Origin of the sequence: Actinomadura terrae (assembly GCF_022751215.1) — a bacterium.
In the GTDB taxonomy this organism is placed as follows: domain Bacteria; phylum Actinomycetota; class Actinomycetes; order Streptosporangiales; family Streptosporangiaceae; genus Spirillospora; species Spirillospora terrae.
Window position 1 is genome coordinate 699039 of the sequence record NZ_JAICDG010000003.1, and the last position, 18507, is coordinate 717545.

The following is an 18507-nucleotide window of genomic DNA, read 5'->3' on the forward strand; positions in this document are numbered from 1 at the left end:
CACCTCGGAGCAGGCCGGTGCCTTAGCCGCCGGGAAACTGGTGCGCGTGACGCCGGGGCCGCATTCGGGGCTGTGGCGGGTATGCGACAACGGTTTCGTCGGTGCCGCGCGGACCGGGCCGGCCCGGGATCCGATCGAAGTGCGCGTTCAGCCGAAGATCCGCATTGATCGTCTCTTCTTCCTCTTGGGCTATGCCCAAAAGCCGCGTGGATGGAAGCAGGAGGAGGTGGACGCGGGCGAACGGACCGAACTGCTGCCCGCGCTCGCCCATGCCTTCGCCCGGGCCGCCGAACGCGCGCTGAGCCAGAGCGTCCTGCTCGGATACCGCGAGACGGAGGAGGCGCTGCCGGTCGTGCGCGGCCGCGTCCGCGTGAAGGAGCAGATCCAGCGCCGGTTCGGGTTCCCGGTGCCGGTCGAGGTGCGATACGACGACTACACCACTGACATCCCCGAGAACCGGCTCCTGCTCTCCGCGACCCACCGGCTGCTGCGCCTGCCGGGCGTCCCGGCGGACACGCGCAAGCAGCTCCGGCGCCTGCTGCTCCGGCTCGACGGTGTGACGCGGCTCGTCCCGGGCATGCCGGTGCCCGGCTGGACGCCGACCAGGCTCAACGCCCGTTACCACACCGCCCTCGGCCTCGCCGAGCTCGTGCTGCGCGGCGCATCCTACGAGCTCGAAGACGGTACCCATGTCCGGGTGGACGGCCTGATGCTGGAGATGTGGCGGGTCTTCGAGGACTTCCTCACCGTCGCCCTCGCTGAGGCGCTGCGTCCCCACGGCGGGACCGTCCGGCTCCAGGACCTCCGCCATCACTTCGACCACGCCCGGCGGGTCTCGCTGCGCCCCGACCTCGTCTACTACACCGTGGACGGGCGTCCGCAGGCCGTGGTGGACGCGAAGTACAAGATCGAGGAGTCTGCGGGCAAACACGAGTCTGACCTCTACCAGCTCCTCGCCTACTGCACCGTCCTGGGACTGGACCGCGGCCATCTCGTCTACGCGGAGGGAATGGGCGCCCCCTACGCCCACCACGTGGTCGGGACGCCGGACCTGCGCATCGTGGAGAGCGCGCTCGACCTTTCGCTGCCGTCCGGTGACCTTCTCGCCCAGGTCGAGGATCTGGCGCACCGGATTCTCACGAGAAGGTTCTGAACGCGGCGCTTGAGCTCCGCGTCGGACCCCCGTCAGCCCTCGCGCGCCTCGTCCTCGTGCGCGCGGCTTACTCACGGGTTTCAGGATTCGGGGTACCGGTTTTCGCCACTGTGTGTGCGGGGGCGGGTGCTGGGCGTAGCTTTCTGCTCGTCGGCCAGGGATGGCGGGGGCGAGCGGAGGGGTGATGAACCGGACGATCTTGCTGGCGGCGGTGGCGGGGTTCGTTTCGATCGCGTTCGCGCCGCCGACGCCGGTCGGGACGCTCGCGCAGGCTCGGGGGCCGCGGCAGGCGGGGCGCGCCGAGTCTGGGTTGTCGTTCATGTGCTGGGCGCCCGGGGGTGGGCGGTACTGCCTGGACGTGCTCGTGCCGGCGGGGCGGCGGCTCGTGGTTCGGGACCGCTCGTCCAGGGAGGCGGTCTCGTTCGCGGTGTTCGTCGGCGGGGCCGAGGTGGGCGGGGGGACGTTGGTGGCGGGGGAGGAGAAGGCGGTGTGGCGGAACGGCGGGGCGGACGCGGTCACGGTCAGCGTGGACGTGCGGGGAGCGGGGACGTGGGCGGAGGGGACGGTGACCACCCCGCGGTGACGGTCAGTCGGTGACGCGCAGGACGCGGAGCTGGAAGGCGATCACGCGGTAGTAGCCGACGAGGGTGACCAGCTCGTACAGGAGGTTCAGGCCGAGGGACGCGGTGGCCTCGGCGAAGGCGGTGTCGGTGAGGTCGCCGGTGGCGGCCAGTTCGCGGGCGGCGGCGAGGACGGCGGTCTCGGACGGGTCGTCCAGCGGGCATGCGGTGCCCGCGCGGACGGCCTCGATCTGCTCCTCGGTCAGCCCCGCCCGCTGTGCCGCGTGGGCGTGGACGGCCCATTCGTATTCGGAGTGCTCGTGCGCGGCGACGGTGAGGATCGCCAGTTCCTTCTGCCGGGCGGTGAAGCCGGTGCGGTAGCGGACGGCGTTGCCGAGTTCTTGCAGGGCGTCGCCGAGGTCCGGGCTGAGCAGCATGCCGTTGAAGGGGCCGCGCAGGCGGCCCTCGTCGTCGGCGAGCGGGAACGGGCGCGGGCCGGTGGCGCGGGCGCTGTCGAGCAGCCGATCGTAGAGCGCGCGTTGCTCGTCGGTGAGGTCCGCGGGGCGGAGCGCGTCGACGCGGGCTGGCATTCATGTCCCCCGGGTGTGTGTGGTTCAGCGGGTGTTTCCGGCGGGTGCGCCGAAGGTGGAGTGGTGGGCGAACAGGCGGCGTTCGTCGGCGAGAGCGTGCCGCATGATCTTTGTGCGCCACGGTGTGCTCGTCGCGGCGCGGTAGGGCTCGGTGTCGAACACCGAGGGGTCGTCGATCTCGTGCAGGGTGAGCAGGCGCGGCGCGTCCCCGTCTTCGAGGGCGAAGCGGCGGACGCGGCGCCAGCCCGGGATCGCGAGCAGGGCGGGGACGTGCTCGCGCGCGTACCAGTCGTCGAGGTCGGCGGCGTGGCCGGGTTCGACCGTGAGGGAGCGTGCCAGCAGGAGGGGCGGGGGTGCGGCGGCGGGGGTTCCGTGCTCGTCCAGCAGGCGGTAGACGCGGCGCTCGAAGACCTCCAGCGCGGCGATCACCGACCGCTCCCGGTCGCTGCGGTGTTCGCGCAGGTCGCGGTAGCGGGACGTGTGGAGGACGGCGAGGTCCAGGTCGTACCATGCGAGCCAGGACGGCGTCGCGCCGTCGGCCGCGCGGTACCGGTGACCTCGGTGGACGCCGGGCAGGGCGAGCCTGGCGGGGCCGTGTTCGGCGTCGTACCAGTCGTGGAACGCCGCCTCGCCGCCGTCGCGCGGCTGCGACAGGACGTAGAGCAGGCCTTCCGCCACGGTGGACCCTCCCGATCGGTCGGTGCGTTCCCGTGCCGGGAGCGGTCGGCAGCGGGTAGGTTTGTTCTACTGACGAACATGTGTACGTCAGTAGAATACTTTGAGGGCGGGAGTCAGGGATGTCAAGGCAGGACCCCGATGTGATCGACTCGGTCGAGAAGGCGTTCCGCGTGCTGGAGACGTTCTCGGCGGAGCATCCGTCGCTGACCGTCAGCGAGGCCGCCGAGCTGACCGGGCTGTCCCGCGCGACCGCGCGGCGCATCCTTCTGACCTGCGTCCGGCTCGGTTTCGCCGAGGTGGACGACCGCCGGTTCCGGCTGCTGCCGCGCGTGCTGCGGCTCGGGTACGGCTACCTCGCGTCGCTTCCGATCTGGGACCGGGCACAGCCGCACATGCGGCGGCTGGCCGACGAGGTGCGCGAGTCGTGCTCGGCCGCCACGCTGGACGGCGGGGAGATCGTCTACGTCGCCCGCGTCCCCGCGAACCGGAGCATGTCGATCGTGCTCAACGTCGGCTCGCGGCTGCCCGCCTACCCCACGTCGATGGGGCGCGTGCTGCTGGCCGCGCTGCCGCCGGACGCGCTGCGCGAGCACCTCGCCGCGATCCGGCTGGAGCCGCTCACCCCGCACACGATCACCGACCCCGGCGAGCTGGAGAAGGAGCTCGACCGGGTGCGGGAGCGCGGATACGCGCTGGTGGACGGGGAGCGCGAGGAGGGCGTGCGCTCGGCGGCGGCGCCGGTGCGCGACGGGACCGGCGCCGTGATCGCGGCCATCAACGTCTCGGCCAACGCGGGACGGGTGTCGGTGGACGAGCTGCGCGAGCACCAGGTCCCGCTGCTGCTCCGGACGGCGGACGCGATCTCCCGCGACATCGGCTTCGTCCCCGCCCCCTGAACCGCTCCCACGAATCCTCAACGCCGCCGTCGCACACTCGCCTCTTGACCTGGTCGGAGAGGTCGGTCACACTCGCCATCTGACTGACGTACAACTGTGCGACTGGCGAACAAGAGGAACCGCGATGTCCAGTGCCGCTTCCGCCCTACGGACCGCCTTCACCACGAGACTCTGGCTGACGGTCCTGGTCGCCCTCGCCCTCGGCGCCGCGCTCGGCCTCGCGGCGCCGGACGCGGGAGCGTCCCTGCAACCGCTCGGCGACGGCTTCATCTCGCTGATCCGGATGCTCGTCGGGCCGGTGATCTTCTGCACGATCGTCACCGGCATCGTCTCGGCGGGCGCGCTCGCGGGCATGGGCCGGATCGGCGTCAAGGCACTGGTCTACTTCGAGGTCGTCACCACGATCGCGCTGATCATGGGCCTGGTGGTGATGGACGTCCTGCGGCCCGGCGACGGCGTCCACGCGGACCCGAACGCCATCAAGCTCGCCGGGAAGGCCGGCGAGTACGCGACCGAGGGCGAGCACCAGCACTGGTACGACTTCCTCGTCAACACGATCCCCGACAGCGTCGTCGGCGCGTTCGTGGACGGCAACGTCCTCCAGATCCTGCTGGTCTCGGTGCTGTTCGCGATCGCGGTCAAGATGATGGGCGAGCGCGGCGCCCCCATCGGACGCGGCGTCGAGCGGGTCGGCGAGGCCGTGTTCGGCATCGTCAAGCTGGTCATGTACCTGGCGCCGTTCGGGGCGTTCGGCGCGATGGCCTACACCACCGGCAAGTTCGGGACGAAGACGCTCACGAGCCTCGGCACGTTCGTCGGCCTGTTCTGGCTGACCGGGATCGTCTTCTGCCTCGTCGTGCTCGGCACCGTCGCCCGGATCTGCGGCATCCGCGTCCTGCCCCTGTACCGCTACTTCAAGGACGAGCTGCTCATCACCCTCGGCACCGCCAACTACGAGGCCGTGATGCCGCAGCTCATCGAGAAGCTGGAGCGGCTCGGCTGCCCGAAGCCGATCGTCGGGCTCGTCGTCCCGTCCGGGTACGCGTTCAACTCCGACGGCGTCTGCCTCTACATGGGGTTCGCGGGCCTGTACATCGCGCAGGCCTTCGACATCGACCTGTCGATCTGGCAGCAGCTCGGCCTGCTCGCGGTGTTCCTGCTGACCTCCAAGGGCGGCGCCGGGATCGCGGGCGCGGGGTTCGTGCTGCTCGCGGCCACGCTCTCGACCACGGGCACCGTCCCGGTCGCGGGAATCATGCTGATCTTCGGCGTCGACCGGTTCCTGTCGATGATGCGCGGCATCGTGAGCCTGTGCGGGCAGATGCTGGCGAGCATCGTCGTCAGCGTGTGGGAGGGGGTCTTCGACCGCGAACGGGCGCTGCTGGTGCTGTCCGGGAGGGCCCCCGTCGAGGACGGGCCGTCCTCGACCGACCCCGCGCCCTCGGCCGCAGCCGCGGTGGGAGGCAACGCGTGACGGGACGGTTCGAAAACGGATCGGAGCTCGGGGCGGGCGGCAGGCTGGCGGGCAAGGTCGCGCTCGTCACCGGCGCGGGCAGCGCCGGACCCGGCTGGGGCAACGGGCGCGCGACCGCCGTCGTGTTCGCGCGCGAGGGTGCCCGGGTGTTCGCGGTCGACCGGGACGCCGCGTCCCTCGCCCGGACGATGGAGCTGATCGAGGAGACCGGGGGAGAGGGCCGCCCCTACGAGTGCGACGTGACCGACGCCGCCGCCGTCGCCACCATGACCGAGGCGTGCCAGGCGGTCTACGGGCGGATCGACGTGCTGGTCTGCAACGTCGGCGGGTCGCGTCCGGGCGGCGCGGCCGACCTCGACGAGGAGACCTGGGACGGGCAGCTCGGCCTGAACCTCACGAGCGCCTACCTGGCCTGCCGGAGCGTCCTCCCGGTGATGCGCGAGCAGGGCGGCGGCGCCATCGTCAACATCGCCTCGACGTCCGGGATCCGCTACACCGGCTCGCCGCAGGCCGCCTACGCGGCGGCGAAGGCGGGCGTGATCCAGCTGTCGCGGGTCACCGCCGTCGAGCACGCGGAGTACGGCATCCGGGTCAACACGGTCGTGCCCGGCCAGCTGCACACGCCGATGGTGGAGGCGCGCCTGGCCGCCCAGCGCACCGGCGGCAACATCGGACGCCTGCTCCGGGAACGGCTCGGCCGCATCCCGCTCGGCTTCATGGGGGACGGCCGCGACACCGCCCACGCGGCGCTGTTCCTGGCGTCCGACGAGGCGCGGTTCGTGACCGGCACGGAGATCGTCGTGGACGGCGGGATGACCGCCCGCTGCGACTGATCGGCGGCCACTTTCGGCCGTTTCCGCCTTTTCTTCGAACCCCCTGTGAATTCTTGGTGCTGCGAGAGGGGTGTTATGGGGTAATTGGTGGCGGCAAGGGCGAAACGTGACAAAGATTGTTGATCAAGCCGGGGGCTTCGCGGAATGGCGGGCCGGGTACAAGGTGATCGACACAATTCGATACCTCGCCCCGGAGTTCAGATGCGCCTACCCCGCCCCTGTCTGATCGCATTCGGAGTGGCGGCGTTCACCGCCGGTTCGCTCGCCCTGCCCGCCACCGCGTCGGCGGCCGGGCCCGACTACGTCGCCCTCGGCGACTCCTACTCCTCCGGCACGGGCGCGGGGGACTACGATCCCGCGAGCGGGGCGTGCAACCGCAGTGCCAACGCCTATCCCAACCTGTGGGCGGCGTCCCATTCCACCAGCTCCTACAGGTTCGCCGCCTGCTCCGGGGCGACCACCGACACGGTCGCGAGCGGGCAGCTCGGGTCGCTCGGCTCCGACACCGACCTCGTGAGCATCACGGTCGGCGGCAACGACGCAGGTTTCTCCGACGTCATGCAGACCTGCGTCCTCCATTCGGAGGCGGACTGCCTGAGAGCGGTCGACGCCGCCAAGGTCTACATCAGGAACACGCTTCCGGGACGGCTCGACTCGGTCTATTCCAAGATCCGGACGAAGGCGCCGTCCGCGCGGGTCGTGGTGCTCGGATATCCGCGGCTCTACAAGATCGTGAAAGTGTGCGTGGGGCTGAGCAACACCAAGCGCACCGCGCTCAACGGCGCCGCCGACGCGCTCGACACCACGGTCTCGGCCGCGTCCGACCGCGCCGGATTCACCTTCTCCGACGTCCGGGACGAGTTCGCCGGGCACGAGCTGTGCTCCGGCGACGACTGGCTCAACTCGGTGACGCTGCCGATCGAGTCGTCCTACCACCCGACGGCCCTGGGCCAGCGGCTCGGCTACCTGCCGGCCTTCACCGGCTCCGCGAAGCTCGTGCACGCCCTTACCTAAAGGCGCCGGGACACAAGGGAAGGGGCGGACGCTCGTCCGCCCCTTCCGCATGTTCTCGGCCACGTGTTCTCAGCGTGTGTTCTCAGCGGGCGGCGCGGCGGCGGCGCCAGTAGGCGACGGTCACGGCGGCCAGGAGCGGGCCCCACAGCACGAGCGGCAGGTAGGCGCCGTACGCGAGCGCGCCCTCCCAGGTGTTCAGGTCCATGGGGTTCGGGCCCTCGACGGGACGTCCCTGGACGGTCTGCGCCCTGGGGACGAACACGGCCAACGTCCCCCACAGGGGCGTCAGGACGGCCGCGCCCAGCGCGGCGGGGACGACGGCGCCCAGCGTCGGGACGCGGCGTCCGCGCAGGAACGGCACCCAGCGCGGGAACACCTCGCCCCAGGTGGCCACCAGCCCGATCGCGGTGAAGGCGAGCCCTTCCGACAGCAGCGACAGCAGCAGGACGTAGACCTCGACGGGCAGCCAGGACGGCAGGTTGCCGTCGGCCCCGTCGGCGCCCGCGCCGTTGACGATCGGCACGTGCAGGGTGATGCCGACGATCCGCCAGAGGCTGGACGGGAGCACGAGGAAGGGGATGGCGAGGGCGGCGGTCCGCGCCCAGCGGGGCACGCCGGCGGCGGGGGCGTGGGCGGCCCGCCAGGCCGCGCCCACTCGGGCGGTGGCGACGGTGGTCATGCCCTCAAGATCGCAGCGCGGGCCGGGCGCGGGGATCGCCTGAGCGGGGGAACCGCATCCCCCGTACAGGTGAGCCCGCTAATGATCTACAACGTAAAGGAGCCGGGCGGGTTCAGCGACGGAGCGTCCGGCAGGCGAGGAGGCCCACGGGGACCGGCGCCCAGAACGTGATCCCCCGGAACAGCAGCACCGCCTGCAACGCCGGCCCGGCGGGGATGCCGAGCGCGGCGAGCGCGGCGACGAGCGCGGCCTCGGTGGAGCCGACGCCGCCCGGCGAGGGGACGGCGGCACTCGCCGCCGCCCCGACGAGGTAGGCGGCGAGCAGGGCGAGGGCGTCGCCGGGCCCGGCGCCGGTCGCGGGGACGGCCAGCACGCTCAGCGCGAACGCCAGCGCGAGGACGAACGTGGTCGTCGCGGACGCGCCGATCGTGACGGCGAGGTCCCGGGGCCGGCGGCACAGGTCGGCGAACCCCTCGACCGCGCGTCCGACGAGGACCGAGCGGGCGGCGCGGCGGCCGGTCAGGACGGCGGCGGGCAGCAGCACCCCGGCACTGACCAGCAGCGGCACCGGCGGGACGAGGGCGGCGGCGCGCGCGGCGTGGTCGCGGGCCGCGTCCAGCATGCGGCCGTCGCCGCCCGCGCCGAGGACGGCGGCCATGAGCAGCAGGTCGGCGGGCAGCCCGGCGGCCTGGAGCACGGCGACGGCGACGGCGGCGCGGGGGAGCGGCAGGCCGCGGCAGACGAGGTAGCGGGTGTTCACCGCGACGGCGCCGAGGCCGCCGGGGGTGACGCGGTTGGCGGCGGCCGCGGTGAACTGCGTCAGCGTCGTCTCGTACAGGGGGAGGCGGTGGCCGGACGCGCCGCGCAGGGCGATCGCCGCGACCACGTAGTGCAGGAGCGAGAGCAGGACGAGGACGGGCAGGAAGCCCCAGCGCATGTGCCGGGCCGCCGCCAGGGCCGGGCGGAGGGGCCCGGTGCCGAGGACGACGACCGCCACGGTGGCGAGCGCCGCCAGCAGGACGCTCGCGGCGGCCCAGCGGACGGCCGTCCGCCGGGCCGGCGAGGACGTCGAGGACGCCGGGGCCGCGAGGGTCGTCGGGATGGCGGGGGGCGTGCCGGCGGGGGCGGCGATCGTCTCCACACCCTTGTTGTCGGTGTTCCGGTTGACGGCTGTGCGACCGTGGGGCGCCGGGGAGGGGAACGCTCCATGGGAGGTTGGTGGTCAGGCCCCGGCGCCCGCGCGTGAACGGGCGCTCCGGTGCTGGTCAGGCGGTCCAGTGCGGGTCGCGGCCGAGGTAGTGCAGGAGGGCGGTCTCCTCGTCGCCGGTGCCCTCGATGGCGGCGGCGTAGGCGCCGTACTGGCGGAGCGGCTCGACGATCTGCCGGGCGACGTCGAGCAGGCCGGCCGCGAGTTCGGGGGTGAGCGGGGAGGGCTGCCCGGTGGCCCGGGCGATGTCCCAGGCGTGGACGGCGGCGTCCAGCGCGGCGGCGCCCGCGCCGACGGCCGGGGGCAGGGCGTTCGGCGGGACGGGAACGGGCACGCTTTCCACGTCTGCGCCGATCGTGGCCCACGCGGCGGCGCAGGCGGCGACCATCGGCTCCAGGAGGTCGGAGGGCGCGCCGTCGATCACGCCGGACGGGGCGAAGGGGTTGAAGTCGGGGCCGGGCTCGCCGGTGATGGCGGCGGCGAAGGCGAGCTGGTCGCCCGCGGCGTGCTGGACGACCTGCGCGACGTTCCACTCGGAGCACGGGGTGGGGCGGCTCCAGGCGTCGGCGGGGACGCGGCGGACGGTGGCGCGCAGGGCGTCGTGGGCGGTGTCGAGCAGGTCCCAGCCGGTGGTGATGGTGGTCATCGTGGTCTCTCCCGGTGTCGGCGTTGCCTCCACTATATCAGAACGGAACGCTTCGTTCCAATAAAAGTTTCCCGGAGTCCCACGCCGTTTTGGGCCACGCCTTTGATTCTTTTCACACTATGCTTAACAAGCACTACCAACCGTGACCGTCGCCCGATGGGGGAGTGTGACGACCATGACCAGCGCCCACCAGCGACTGGGCGAGCGCATCCGAGACTTCCGCGGCGCCAGGGGCGGGCGCCGGATCCGGCCCGCCAAGGCGCCGGGGACCAGGGCGATCGTGCTCACCTGTAGCGACTATCTGGCCATCGCCGAGCATCCGTCGATCACCGGCGCGATGATCGCGAGCCTGCGCGCGGCCGACGGCGCCGCGCCGATGCCCGGCCCCTGCCTGCCCGACGACCATCCGCAGATCGAGCTGGGCGAGCGGTTCGCGCGGCACCTGGGCGCGGGCGCGGGCGTGCTGTGCCCGTCGGGCTGGGCCGCCAACACCGGGTTGCTCCAGGTCGTCGCGGGGCCCGACGTCCCCGTCTACCTGGACGTCCTGGCGCACATGTCGCTGTGGGAGGGCGCGCGGGCGGCGGGCGCGGAGATCGCCTACTTCCGCCACAACGACCTCGACCACCTCCGCCGGCGGATCGAGGTCGGCGGCTCCGGCGTGATCGTCGCCGACGCCGTCTACAGCACCGACGGCTCGGTGTGCCCGCTGCCGGGCCTGGTGGAGGTGGCACGCGAGCACGGCTGCCTGGTGGTGGTGGACGAGTCGCACTCGCTCGGCACGCGCGGCGAGCGCGGCGAGGGGCTGGCCCGCGAGCTGGGCGTGGAGGGCGGCGTCGACTTCCGCACCGCGAGCCTCGCCAAGGCGCTGCCCGGGCGGGCGGGGCTGATCGCGTGCAACCGTCCCGACTTCGTCGAGTACTTCAAGCACACGGCGTTCCCGTCGGTGTTCAGCACGACGCTGCTCCCGCACGACATCGCCGGGCTGTCGGCGGCGCTGGAGGTCGTCCGGGACGAGTCGTGGCGGCGGGAGCGGCTGCGCACGGTCACCCGGCGGCTGCGCCGCGGGCTCGCCGCGCTCGGCTACGACCTGGCGGAGGGCGACACGCAGATCATCGCGCTCCAGACGCGGTCGGAGGGCGAGGCGATGCTGCTGCGCGACGCGCTGGCCGCCCGCGACATCTTCAGCGCCGCGCTGTTCCCGCCGGCGACGTCGCTGCGGCGCACGATCGTCCGGCTGTCGACGCACGCGGGGCTGAGCGACGACGACGTCGAGCGCATCCTGGTCGCCTGCCGGGAACTGTGCGACAAGGTGCAGGCACCGGCCTCGCCGACGCCCCACCGCGCCTGAGGCGGCGCGGCGCTCAGGGGCGGCGCTCAGCGGGCGGTCAGGGGGCGGGGGCCAGTTCGGCGGCGAGGGCGGCGGCGAAGGAGTCCACGTCGGCCTCGGTCGTGTCGAACGAGCACACCCAGCGGACCTCGCCGGTCCGCTCGTCCCAGGTGTAGAACGCGAACCGCTCGCGGAGCCGCTCCGCGACGTCCTTCGGGACGATCGCGAACACCTCGTTCGCCTCCACCGGCTGGGTGATCCGCACGCCCGGCACGGCGCGCGCCGCGTCCGCGAGGCGCCGGGCCATGGCGTTGGCGTGCCGCGCGTTGCGCAGCCACAGGTCGCCCTCCAGCAGCGCGACGAGCTGCGCCGACACGTACCGCATCTTGGACGCGAGCTGCATGCCCGCCTTGCGCAGGAACGCCGTCCCGCGCACCGCGTCCGGGTTCAGCACAATGATCGCCTCGCCCATCAGCAGCCCGTTCTTGGTGCCGCCGAACGACAGCACGTCCACCCCGGCGTCGGTGGTGAACACGCCCATCGGCAGGTCGAGGGACGCGGCGGCGTTGGCGATGCGCGCGCCGTCCATGTGCACGAGCAGGCCCCGCTCGTGCGCCGCCGCCGCGACGTCGGCGACCTGCCCGGCCGTGTAGACGGTGCCGAGCTCGGTGCTCTGGCTGATCGACACCGCCGCCGGCTGCGCGCGCTGGATGTTGCCGAACCCGGTCGCGTACCGCTCGACCAGCTCGGGGGTGAGCCTGCCGTCGGGGGTCGGCGCGGTGAGCAGCTTCAGCCCGGCGATCTTCTCGGGGGCGCCGCACTCGTCGGTGTTGATGTGCGCGGACTCGGGGCAGATCACCGCGCTCCACCGCTCCGACATCGCCTGGAGCGACACGACGTTCGCGCCCGTCCCGTTGAACACCGGGAACACCTCGGCGCGCGCGCCGAAGTGGCGCCGGACGACCTCGCCGAGCCGCGCGGTGGTGGTGTCGGCGCCGTAGGCGGGCTGGTGCCCGTGGTTGACCTCGGCGAGCGCCGCGAGGATGTCGGGGTGGACGGTGGCCTGGTTGTCGCTGGCGAAGCCGCGCGCCGCCCGGACGGGGGTGGAGGGGGGTTCAGGAGAGGTCACGGCGGGTTCCGTTCAGGTCGGCGGCGGGCTCGTCCCACAGCGCGGCGACGGCGCCGGCCAGGTCGTCGACGTGCGTGAGCTTGGAGAAGTCGGCGTCCGGACGCTGCTCGCGCATCGCGTCGGTCAGCAGCGCCTCGACCACGAGGACCACGGCGGCGGCGCCGGTGCCCTCGAACGAGTCGGCCATCGCCAGCGTCCACGCCTCCGCCGCGGCCTTGGCGGTGGCGTAGGCGGCGGCGTTCTGCCGGGGGTGCCGCGCGGCGTGCTGCGACACGATCGCGAACCGTCCGGCGGGGGAGGCGCTGAGGTGCGGGTGGAAGGCCAGCGTCGCGTGCTGGACGGTGCGGACAAGCTGGTCGTGCAGGAACGCCCAGTCGCCCAGGTCCGTGTCGGGGAACGGGGTGCCGCCGCGCCAGCCGCCCACCAGGTGGACGAGCCCGTCGACCCGTCCGAACCGGGCGGCGACGTCGTCCGCCCACGCGCGGGTGGCGGCCTGGTCGGACAGGTCTACGGCCGTGGGAGTGACGCGTTCGTCGTCCCAGGTGATGGGGTGGCGTCCGGCGGCGACGACGCGCGTGCCGCCGGCGGCCAGCCGCCGCGTCACGGCCTGCCCGGCGGCGCCGTTCGCCCCCGTCACCACCACGACTCGTCCCGTGCCGTCCGCTGCGTTGCCCGCCGACTCAGTCATGCCGCCCATCATCCCGGATCCCACCGGCCCCGCACGCGGCAGGTCCGCCAGGCACGGTCCCGGTCGCGATGAGACGGGGCGGGGCGGGGTCAGGCGGGGCGGTCGGTGACGTGTTCGGTGACGTGCTCGGCGGCGTGTTCCGCCGCGAGGGCGGCCGGCGCGTGCTCGGGGATCGGGGCGGGCGCGCCCGCCGGGCGCAGGGCCGCGCGTTCACCGAGGGCGCTGTCGCGGGCGGCACCGGCGCGGGCGGTGCCGCGCAGGGCGTCGACGTCGTCGCCGAGCCTGGCCACGCTGGCCTGCACGTCGCGCCACAGCCCGGCGCGCTGCTCCATCTGGCCGAGCCTGGTGCGCAGGTCGCCGAGGCGCCGTTCGGTGGTGTCGAGGCGGGCGTGTCCGGCGGCGGTGTCGCGGCCGGTGCGGATCAGGCTCGCGGCGACGGCGGTCAGGTCGCGCTCGGTGTCGTCCATCCGCTCGTCGATGCGCGGCAGGACGCGGTCGTTGAGCTGCCCGACCAGGGAGTCGACCTCGGCGCGCAGTCCCGCCAGCTCCGCCTCGCGCGCCCGGAGGCCGTCTTCCAGGGCGCGTATACGCTCGGGGAGCGAGGGCAGCAGCCGTCCGAGCTCCTCGACGCGCTCCAGGTCCCGTCCGAGTCTGCCGAGCAGGCGCACACCCTCGCGGGCCCCCTCGCGCAGATGGCGCTCCGCCTCGGTGGCGGCGCGGCGGACAAGACCTGGGATCATGGTCATGGTGCTCCTCCCGGGAGCCGGCGGACGGGGTGTCCCCTAACTCTAGGCGAACCGCCGTGAAAGGGTTCATGTACTTTGCGTGGCCGTCCGCTGAACGGGCGTGACGCGGCACGTGCACAGCCCCCGGCTGACGATGAGCCGGGCGCGGTCGGCGGTGTAGTCGGTCCGGCTCAGGGCCGGGCGGACCCGCTGACAGGTCAGACACAGCATGCTCGTTCCTCCCCCTCTTCCCTCCCCCTCGTGCCGGACGCGGCCGATGTCGGCCGCCCGTCCCCGCGCCTCCCCCGGACGCGCGGGGCGGCGGAGGCCCACGGGCCCCATGCCTCCCGGCGTGGAGGTACGGTAGGCGCCGCGACGTTGCATGCACGTTGCGACCGTCCAACTACTCTCTGTATCCGATTGGGGACGGCCTGGTTCCGGGGAATCGGTTGCGCCGCCTTGGGAATGGGCCGATCCTTCGAAGTGGGGCCGGGTTCCGTCTCCACGGGGGAAGGGCTGATGGTGGTGCACGACCAGGCCGCGCCGGCGCCGCACGCGTGCCGCGATCCGGGGGATCTGATCCGGCCGGTCGCCCTCGCGCACGAGGCGGCCTACCAGCCCGTCCGGGGACGCGGCGACCCCGACGCCCTCCGCCCGCCGTCCGCCGGTCCGGCGGCCGCGGTCCGGCGGTCGATCGCCGAGTCGTGGCGGCGGTCCCGGGACGCGGGCGTCGACAGCGGGCTCCGCGCGGCGCCGCCGGTGTTGGACCGCGACGCCCTCGCCGACGCGCGCGGCGCGCACCCCCTCGACCGGCACCTGCCGCTGCTGCGCGACCTGCTGCGCCGCGTCGCCGACGAGTCCGCCCACCTCATGGTGGTCACCGACGAGGCGGGGCACGCGCTGTGGACGCACGGCCCGCCCCCGATCCGCCGGGCCGCCGAGTCCGTCGGGTTGACGGCGGGTTTCTGCTGGTCGGAGGGGTCGGTCGGCACCAACGGTATCGGCACCGCGCTCGCCACCGGCCGCCCCGAGCACGTCTACGCCACCGAGCACGTCGCGCGCGTCCTGCACCGCTGGTCGTGCGCGGGCGCGCCGATCACCGACCCCGACTCCGGGCGGGTGATCGGCTGCGTGGACGTCAGCGCGATCGCCGAGGCGCTGCATCCCGCGACGGTCGCGCTGGTCGCGGCGGCGGCCCGGCTCGCCGAGGCCCGGCTGGAGCTCGACATGCGGGAGCGCGACGAGGGGCTCCGCGAGCGCTTCCTGCCCCGGCTGCGCGGCCTGCGCGGCGGCGGGCTCCTGCTCACCGCGACCGGGCGGGTCCTCGCCGCCGGGCCGTCCGTCCCGGGGGCGGGGGGCTGGCGCGGGCGCCGCCTCACCGCCCCGGTCCCGGGCGGCACGGTCACGCTCCCGGACGGGCGGTCGGCGGTCGCCGAGCCGCTGGGTGAGGTTTTCCTTCTGCGGCTGCCCCCGATGAGTGGCGTCCAGGTCAGGTCGACCGGCGGCCCCGCCCCGGCCCGGGCCGTGGCGCGGCCGGGCGCCGGGCCGGGGGCGGGGCCGCTGCTGACGCTGTCGCTGCTCGGCACCGACCAGCCGTCCGCGCGGCTGGACGGCGCGCACCTGCCGCTGACGCCCCGGCACGCCGAGATCCTCGCGCTGCTCGCGCTGCACCCCGCCGGGCTCACCGGCGACCGCCTGTCGTGGTACCTGTACGGCGACGGCGGCAGCCCCGGCACCGTCCGCGCCGAGATCCACCGGCTGCGGGCCCAGCTCGGCGGCCTCGTGCACGCCAAGCCCTACCGGCTCGGCTGCGCGGTCGAGGCCGACTTCCTCGCCGTGCGGCGGCTGCTGGACGAGGGCGACGTCACCGGCGCCGTCCGGCTGTACGGCGGCGAGCTGCTGCCCGGCTCGGACGCGCCCGCCGTCCGCGCCGAACGCGACGAGCTCGCCGTCCTGGTCCGGCGGCAGGCCCTCGACCGGGGCGGCGCCGACGCGCTGTGGACCTACGCGCAGACCGAGCCCGGCCGCGCCGACCTGGAGGTCCTGGAGCGGCTCCGCGCGCTCCTGCCGCCCGGCGACCCGCGGCTGCCCGCCGTCGCCTCGCGCCGCGCCCGGCTGCTGGACGGCGACTGACCCGCCAGGGGTCAGTGGGCGGGGAAGCCCGCCGAGGTCAGGTGCGAGCTGTCGTTGTAGGAGACCGCGCGCAGCCCGCCGCCGTCGTGCCGCCAGCGGCTCAGCGAGGCGTTGCCGACCGGCTCCTTCTCGATCTCCAGGACCTCCCGCTCGGACAGGCCCTCCACCAGGTACCGGGACACCACCACGATCGCGTCGTGGGTGGCGACCAGCACCCGCCCGCCCGGCGCCTCCGCCTCCAGGTCGCGGTAGAAGCCGCGCAGCCGCAGCGCCAGGTCCGTCCACGCCTCGCCGCCGGGCGGCCGGTAGTAGAACTTGCCGAGGCGCCGCGCCCGCTCGGCCTCCGCGGGGAAGCGGCGCCGCACCCCGGTCGGCGTGAGGCCCTCCAGGACGCCCTGCTCCCGGTCGCGGAGCCGCTCGTCCACCCGCAGCGGGACGGTGTAGGGGGCCTCGGCGAGGGCGATCCGCGCGGTGTCGAGCGCGCGCAGGTACGGCGAGGCGACGACGAGCGTGGGACGTTCGTCCTCGGGCAGCGCGGCGAGCCAGCGGCCGAGCGCGCCCGCCTGCGCGCGGCCGGTGCCGGAGAGCGGGATGTCGGCGTCGCGTTCGGTGATGCCGGTCTCCTCGGCGTCGGTGCCGAGCACCGACCGGTAGGCGACGTTGCCGGTGCTCTCACCGTGCCGGGTCAGGTTGAGCCACTGGAGCGCGTTCACCCCCGCCATGCTGCCATCCCCGCCGCGCCGCCACGACGCCCCCGCGAGCGGCCCCCGGCCCGCCCGGCCGGTTCGGTCTCGCTCTACAGGCGGTAGTACTGTGTTCTGTCGTGACGAATGTCCTGGCCGCCGCGATCATCGCGGTGGCGCTGCTGGCCGCCGGCCACGCCCTGGTGACGACGCTGCGCGACCGGGCGATGGGCCTGCCGCACCTGATCGTCCTCGGCGTCCTGGAGGTGCTGCTGGTCGCGCAGGTCGTGGTCGGGTTCGTCAAGATCGCCGGGGACGAGGGGCCGGAGAGCCCCGCCACGTTCATCGGCTACATGCTGGGCGCGCTGCTGGTGCCGCTCGCGGGCGCCGGGTGGGGCGTGCTCGAGCGGTCCCGCTACGGGCCGGGCGTGATCGTCGTCGCCTGCCTGGCCGTCGCGGTCATGATCGTCAGGATGCGGCAGATCTGGGACGGCACCGGTGTCTGAGCCCGAGCACGCCGCGGGACGCCCCGCCGGCCACGGCTCTGAGCAAGGGGGGCGCGTCGGGCCCGGAGCCCGTGCGGACGACGGTGCCCGCGCCGGCACCGAAGCCCGCACGGGCACCGCGGGGGCCCGACCCACCGCCACGGGCACCGGGCCCGGGCGGCTGCTGGTCGCCGTCTACGCGGTCTTCGCGCTGGCCGCCGGAGCGCGCGCCGGGGTACAGATCGCCACCCGGTTCTCCGAGGCCCCGCTCGCCTACACGCTGTCGGCGGTCGCGGCGGTCGTCTACGTCCTGGCGACGGTCGCGCTGGCCCGCGGCGGCGCCGCCTCCTTCCGCGTCGCCGTCGCAGCTTGCTCGGTGGAACTGGCCGGTGTGCTGGTCGTGGGGACGCTGAGCCTCGTCGACTCGGCGGCCTTCCCGGACGCGACGGTCTGGTCCGGCTTCGGGCGCGGCTACGGGTTCGTGCCGCTCGTCCTGCCGGTGGTGGGGCTGTGGTGGCTGCGCCGCACCGCCCGCACGGGTGGCGGGACCCACACGGGCGGTGGGCGCCCTGTGGGCGGCGGGTGAACCCTCCGGCCACAGGTGTCGTGGGGGCCGCCCGACCTCGCGGCCCGCGCCGCGCGCCGCACCGGCGCCGGTGTCCAGGCCGGTGTTCACACCCGCGCTCACACCGAGGCCGGCATCACGCGGCCGCCGATCGGCAGGGCATGGACGGCGGCGCGCGCGATCTCCTCGACCTCGTCGGCGGAGTAGTCGGCGGAGGGGTTGCGCCGCATCCACCAGATCAGCTTCAGCGGCCGGGCGAAGACGATGCCGTCGGCCTCGAACGGCGTCCGGCGCGGCATCCGCCCGCCGTGCACCGCGAGCACCGGCCTGACCTTCACCGGGATTCCCGAGCGGTCGGAGATCAGCCGGGCGGCGGCCTCGGCCCGCGCGGTCACCGTCCCGACGAGCTTGGACTGGGTGCGGCCCTCGATGAACAGCCTGCCGCCGTGGTGGGACAGCTCGAAGTCGGGCTGCCACGCCTCGTTGTGGACGAGCCACAGCCCGCCGGGGCCGATCACCAGCTCGTCGGCGCTGCCGTGGCCCGGGACGGTCCGCGCGAACAGGATCCGGTGGCCGCGCCGCTCCAGCGTGGAGCGCAGGAACCGGTTCATCCGCTCCTCGCCGCGCAGTCCGCGGCGCCACACGTGGGCCGCGTGGTAAATCCGCCAATGCACCAGCGTGTCGGCACCCGCCACCAGCAGCGCGACCACGACTCCGAATACGCCGTTGACCAGCGCCCCGCACAGCGCGAGCGCCGCACCCGCCAGAATTGCACGGGTCCGCAACCGCCCCTTTCGGTCCCGCTGCCAAAGCTCCTCGTAAACGGCCTGTGGCGAACCGCCCGTGAACGCCGCCCTATCCCTGGTGTAGATCGAGCCGCCGAACATCCGAACCTCCCGGCACCCTGCTACGACGCCCCCATTATGGGGATACACAGGCCATTGTCGCCACACTTCCACCGGTGAGATAACTCAGGCTCCACGGCCACTTCGAGGCTGAAACGGGTGCTAACCTGGACTTATGTGCCGACCGGCCCGGGTGA

At 73.9% G+C, this 18507-nt stretch carries 20 protein-coding genes; 10 read left to right on the top strand and 10 right to left on the bottom strand.

Features of this window, described 5'->3' with window-relative positions; all coding sequences use genetic code 11:
- Positions 1-46: 46 nt before the first annotated feature.
- Both K2F47_RS22920 and K2F47_RS22925 read left to right on the top strand, forming a co-directional pair.
- A complete protein-coding gene (locus tag K2F47_RS22920; RefSeq protein WP_308198445.1) occupies positions 47-1153 on the top strand; it encodes an McrC family protein in 1107 nt (368 codons plus the stop codon).
- A gap of 184 nt (positions 1154-1337) precedes the next feature.
- Complete coding sequence (locus tag K2F47_RS22925; protein ID WP_242906956.1) at positions 1338-1736, top strand: hypothetical protein; 399 nt, start codon at positions 1338-1340, stop codon at positions 1734-1736.
- A gap of 3 nt (positions 1737-1739) precedes the next feature.
- Here the strand turns inward: K2F47_RS22925 and K2F47_RS22930 are convergent, their stop codons facing one another.
- Positions 1740-2303: a carboxymuconolactone decarboxylase family protein gene (locus tag K2F47_RS22930; RefSeq protein ID WP_242906958.1), complete on the bottom strand. Its 564-nt coding sequence runs from the start codon at positions 2301-2303 to the stop codon at positions 1740-1742.
- 24 nt (positions 2304-2327) lie between these two features.
- The gene (locus K2F47_RS22935; protein WP_242906960.1) at positions 2328-2981 is read right to left on the bottom strand and encodes a hypothetical protein; all 654 of its coding nucleotides are present in this window, start codon (positions 2979-2981) and stop codon (positions 2328-2330) included.
- Between the two features lie 119 nt (positions 2982-3100).
- Between K2F47_RS22935 and K2F47_RS22940 the strand changes: the two genes are divergently transcribed.
- From K2F47_RS22940 to K2F47_RS22955, 4 genes are all read left to right on the top strand, one after another.
- Positions 3101-3877 carry an IclR family transcriptional regulator domain-containing protein gene (locus tag K2F47_RS22940; protein ID WP_242906962.1) on the top strand — a complete coding sequence of 259 codons (777 nt, stop codon included), beginning with the start codon at positions 3101-3103 and terminating at the stop codon, positions 3875-3877.
- A gap of 124 nt (positions 3878-4001) precedes the next feature.
- A complete protein-coding gene (locus tag K2F47_RS22945) occupies positions 4002-5351 on the top strand; it encodes a cation:dicarboxylate symporter family transporter (RefSeq protein ID WP_242906963.1) in 1350 nt (449 codons plus the stop codon).
- Complete coding sequence (locus tag K2F47_RS22950) at positions 5348-6184, top strand: SDR family NAD(P)-dependent oxidoreductase (protein ID WP_242906965.1); 837 nt, start codon at positions 5348-5350, stop codon at positions 6182-6184. Before K2F47_RS22945 ends, K2F47_RS22950 begins: the two co-directional genes overlap by 4 nt.
- Before the next feature lie 201 nt (positions 6185-6385).
- Positions 6386-7198, top strand: a complete 813-nt coding sequence (locus tag K2F47_RS22955) for an SGNH/GDSL hydrolase family protein (RefSeq protein ID WP_272497299.1) — start codon at positions 6386-6388, stop codon at positions 7196-7198.
- 82 nt (positions 7199-7280) lie between these two features.
- Here K2F47_RS22955 and K2F47_RS22960 read toward each other — a convergent pair whose 3' ends face one another.
- The 3 genes from K2F47_RS22960 to K2F47_RS22970 form a co-directional block, all read right to left on the bottom strand.
- Positions 7281-7877 carry a hypothetical protein gene (locus K2F47_RS22960; RefSeq protein WP_242906967.1) on the bottom strand — a complete coding sequence of 199 codons (597 nt, stop codon included), beginning with the start codon at positions 7875-7877 and terminating at the stop codon, positions 7281-7283.
- A gap of 112 nt (positions 7878-7989) precedes the next feature.
- The gene (locus K2F47_RS22965; RefSeq protein WP_242906969.1) at positions 7990-9018 is read right to left on the bottom strand and encodes a lysylphosphatidylglycerol synthase transmembrane domain-containing protein; all 1029 of its coding nucleotides are present in this window, start codon (positions 9016-9018) and stop codon (positions 7990-7992) included.
- Positions 9019-9142: 124 nt separating this feature from the next.
- Positions 9143-9730 (bottom strand): TIGR03086 family metal-binding protein, encoded by a 588-nt coding sequence (locus K2F47_RS22970; protein ID WP_242906971.1) that lies wholly within the window; start codon positions 9728-9730, stop codon positions 9143-9145.
- Between the two features lie 175 nt (positions 9731-9905).
- On the opposite strand from K2F47_RS22970, the gene cqsA reads away from it, so the two are divergent.
- Positions 9906-11078, top strand: a complete 1173-nt coding sequence (gene cqsA, locus K2F47_RS22975; RefSeq protein WP_242906973.1) for an alpha-hydroxyketone-type quorum-sensing autoinducer synthase — start codon at positions 9906-9908, stop codon at positions 11076-11078.
- Positions 11079-11115: 37 nt separating this feature from the next.
- Here the strand turns inward: cqsA and K2F47_RS22980 are convergent, their stop codons facing one another.
- The 3 genes from K2F47_RS22980 to K2F47_RS22990 all read right to left on the bottom strand — a co-directional run bounded on the left by K2F47_RS22980 (position 11116) and on the right by K2F47_RS22990 (position 13620).
- Positions 11116-12186, bottom strand: coding sequence for a threonine aldolase family protein (locus tag K2F47_RS22980; RefSeq protein ID WP_242906975.1), 1071 nt, complete (start codon positions 12184-12186; stop codon positions 11116-11118).
- Positions 12173-12874, bottom strand: coding sequence for an SDR family NAD(P)-dependent oxidoreductase (locus tag K2F47_RS22985; protein ID WP_242906977.1), 702 nt, complete (start codon positions 12872-12874; stop codon positions 12173-12175). Before K2F47_RS22985 ends, K2F47_RS22980 begins: the two co-directional genes overlap by 14 nt.
- Positions 12875-12963: 89 nt before the next feature.
- Positions 12964-13620, bottom strand: a complete 657-nt coding sequence (locus K2F47_RS22990) for a hypothetical protein (RefSeq protein ID WP_242906979.1) — start codon at positions 13618-13620, stop codon at positions 12964-12966.
- Between the two features lie 498 nt (positions 13621-14118).
- Between K2F47_RS22990 and K2F47_RS22995 the strand changes: the two genes are divergently transcribed.
- Positions 14119-15732, top strand: a complete 1614-nt coding sequence (locus K2F47_RS22995; RefSeq protein WP_242906981.1) for a GAF domain-containing protein — start codon at positions 14119-14121, stop codon at positions 15730-15732.
- Between the two features lie 11 nt (positions 15733-15743).
- Here the strand turns inward: K2F47_RS22995 and K2F47_RS23000 are convergent, their stop codons facing one another.
- A complete protein-coding gene (locus K2F47_RS23000; RefSeq protein WP_242906983.1) occupies positions 15744-16454 on the bottom strand; it encodes a histidine phosphatase family protein in 711 nt (236 codons plus the stop codon).
- A gap of 101 nt (positions 16455-16555) precedes the next feature.
- Between K2F47_RS23000 and K2F47_RS23005 the strand changes: the two genes are divergently transcribed.
- Together K2F47_RS23005 and K2F47_RS23010 are read left to right on the top strand one after the other, a co-directional pair.
- Positions 16556-16921: a hypothetical protein gene (locus K2F47_RS23005; protein ID WP_242906985.1), complete on the top strand. Its 366-nt coding sequence runs from the start codon at positions 16556-16558 to the stop codon at positions 16919-16921.
- 160 nt (positions 16922-17081) lie between these two features.
- A complete protein-coding gene (locus tag K2F47_RS23010) occupies positions 17082-17486 on the top strand; it encodes a hypothetical protein (RefSeq protein ID WP_242907541.1) in 405 nt (134 codons plus the stop codon).
- A gap of 98 nt (positions 17487-17584) precedes the next feature.
- Here the strand turns inward: K2F47_RS23010 and K2F47_RS23015 are convergent, their stop codons facing one another.
- The gene (locus tag K2F47_RS23015; RefSeq protein WP_242906987.1) at positions 17585-18250 is read right to left on the bottom strand and encodes an NERD domain-containing protein; all 666 of its coding nucleotides are present in this window, start codon (positions 18248-18250) and stop codon (positions 17585-17587) included.
- Positions 18251-18507 lie beyond the last annotated feature (257 nt).

What these genes read in the sequence shown, in the direction of transcription:
- K2F47_RS22925 (WP_242906956.1), top strand. Translation starts at nt 1,338, where the DNA reads ATGAACCGGACGATCTTGCTGGCGGCGGTGGCGGGGTTCGTTTCGATC.
- K2F47_RS22930 (WP_242906958.1), bottom strand. Translation starts at nt 2,303, where the DNA reads ATGCCAGCCCGCGTCGACGCGCTCCGCCCCGCGGACCTCACCGACGAG.
- K2F47_RS22940 (WP_242906962.1), top strand. Translation starts at nt 3,101, where the DNA reads ATGTCAAGGCAGGACCCCGATGTGATCGACTCGGTCGAGAAGGCGTTC.
- K2F47_RS22945 (WP_242906963.1), top strand. Translation starts at nt 4,002, where the DNA reads ATGTCCAGTGCCGCTTCCGCCCTACGGACCGCCTTCACCACGAGACTC.
- K2F47_RS22955 (WP_272497299.1), top strand. Translation starts at nt 6,386, where the DNA reads ATGCGCCTACCCCGCCCCTGTCTGATCGCATTCGGAGTGGCGGCGTTC.
- K2F47_RS22960 (WP_242906967.1), bottom strand. Translation starts at nt 7,877, where the DNA reads ATGACCACCGTCGCCACCGCCCGAGTGGGCGCGGCCTGGCGGGCCGCC.
- K2F47_RS22970 (WP_242906971.1), bottom strand. Translation starts at nt 9,730, where the DNA reads ATGACCACCATCACCACCGGCTGGGACCTGCTCGACACCGCCCACGAC.
- cqsA (WP_242906973.1), top strand. Translation starts at nt 9,906, where the DNA reads ATGACCAGCGCCCACCAGCGACTGGGCGAGCGCATCCGAGACTTCCGC.
- K2F47_RS22985 (WP_242906977.1), bottom strand. Translation starts at nt 12,874, where the DNA reads ATGACTGAGTCGGCGGGCAACGCAGCGGACGGCACGGGACGAGTCGTG.
- K2F47_RS22990 (WP_242906979.1), bottom strand. Translation starts at nt 13,620, where the DNA reads ATGACCATGATCCCAGGTCTTGTCCGCCGCGCCGCCACCGAGGCGGAG.
- K2F47_RS22995 (WP_242906981.1), top strand. Translation starts at nt 14,119, where the DNA reads ATGGTGGTGCACGACCAGGCCGCGCCGGCGCCGCACGCGTGCCGCGAT.
- K2F47_RS23000 (WP_242906983.1), bottom strand. Translation starts at nt 16,454, where the DNA reads ATGGCGGGGGTGAACGCGCTCCAGTGGCTCAACCTGACCCGGCACGGT.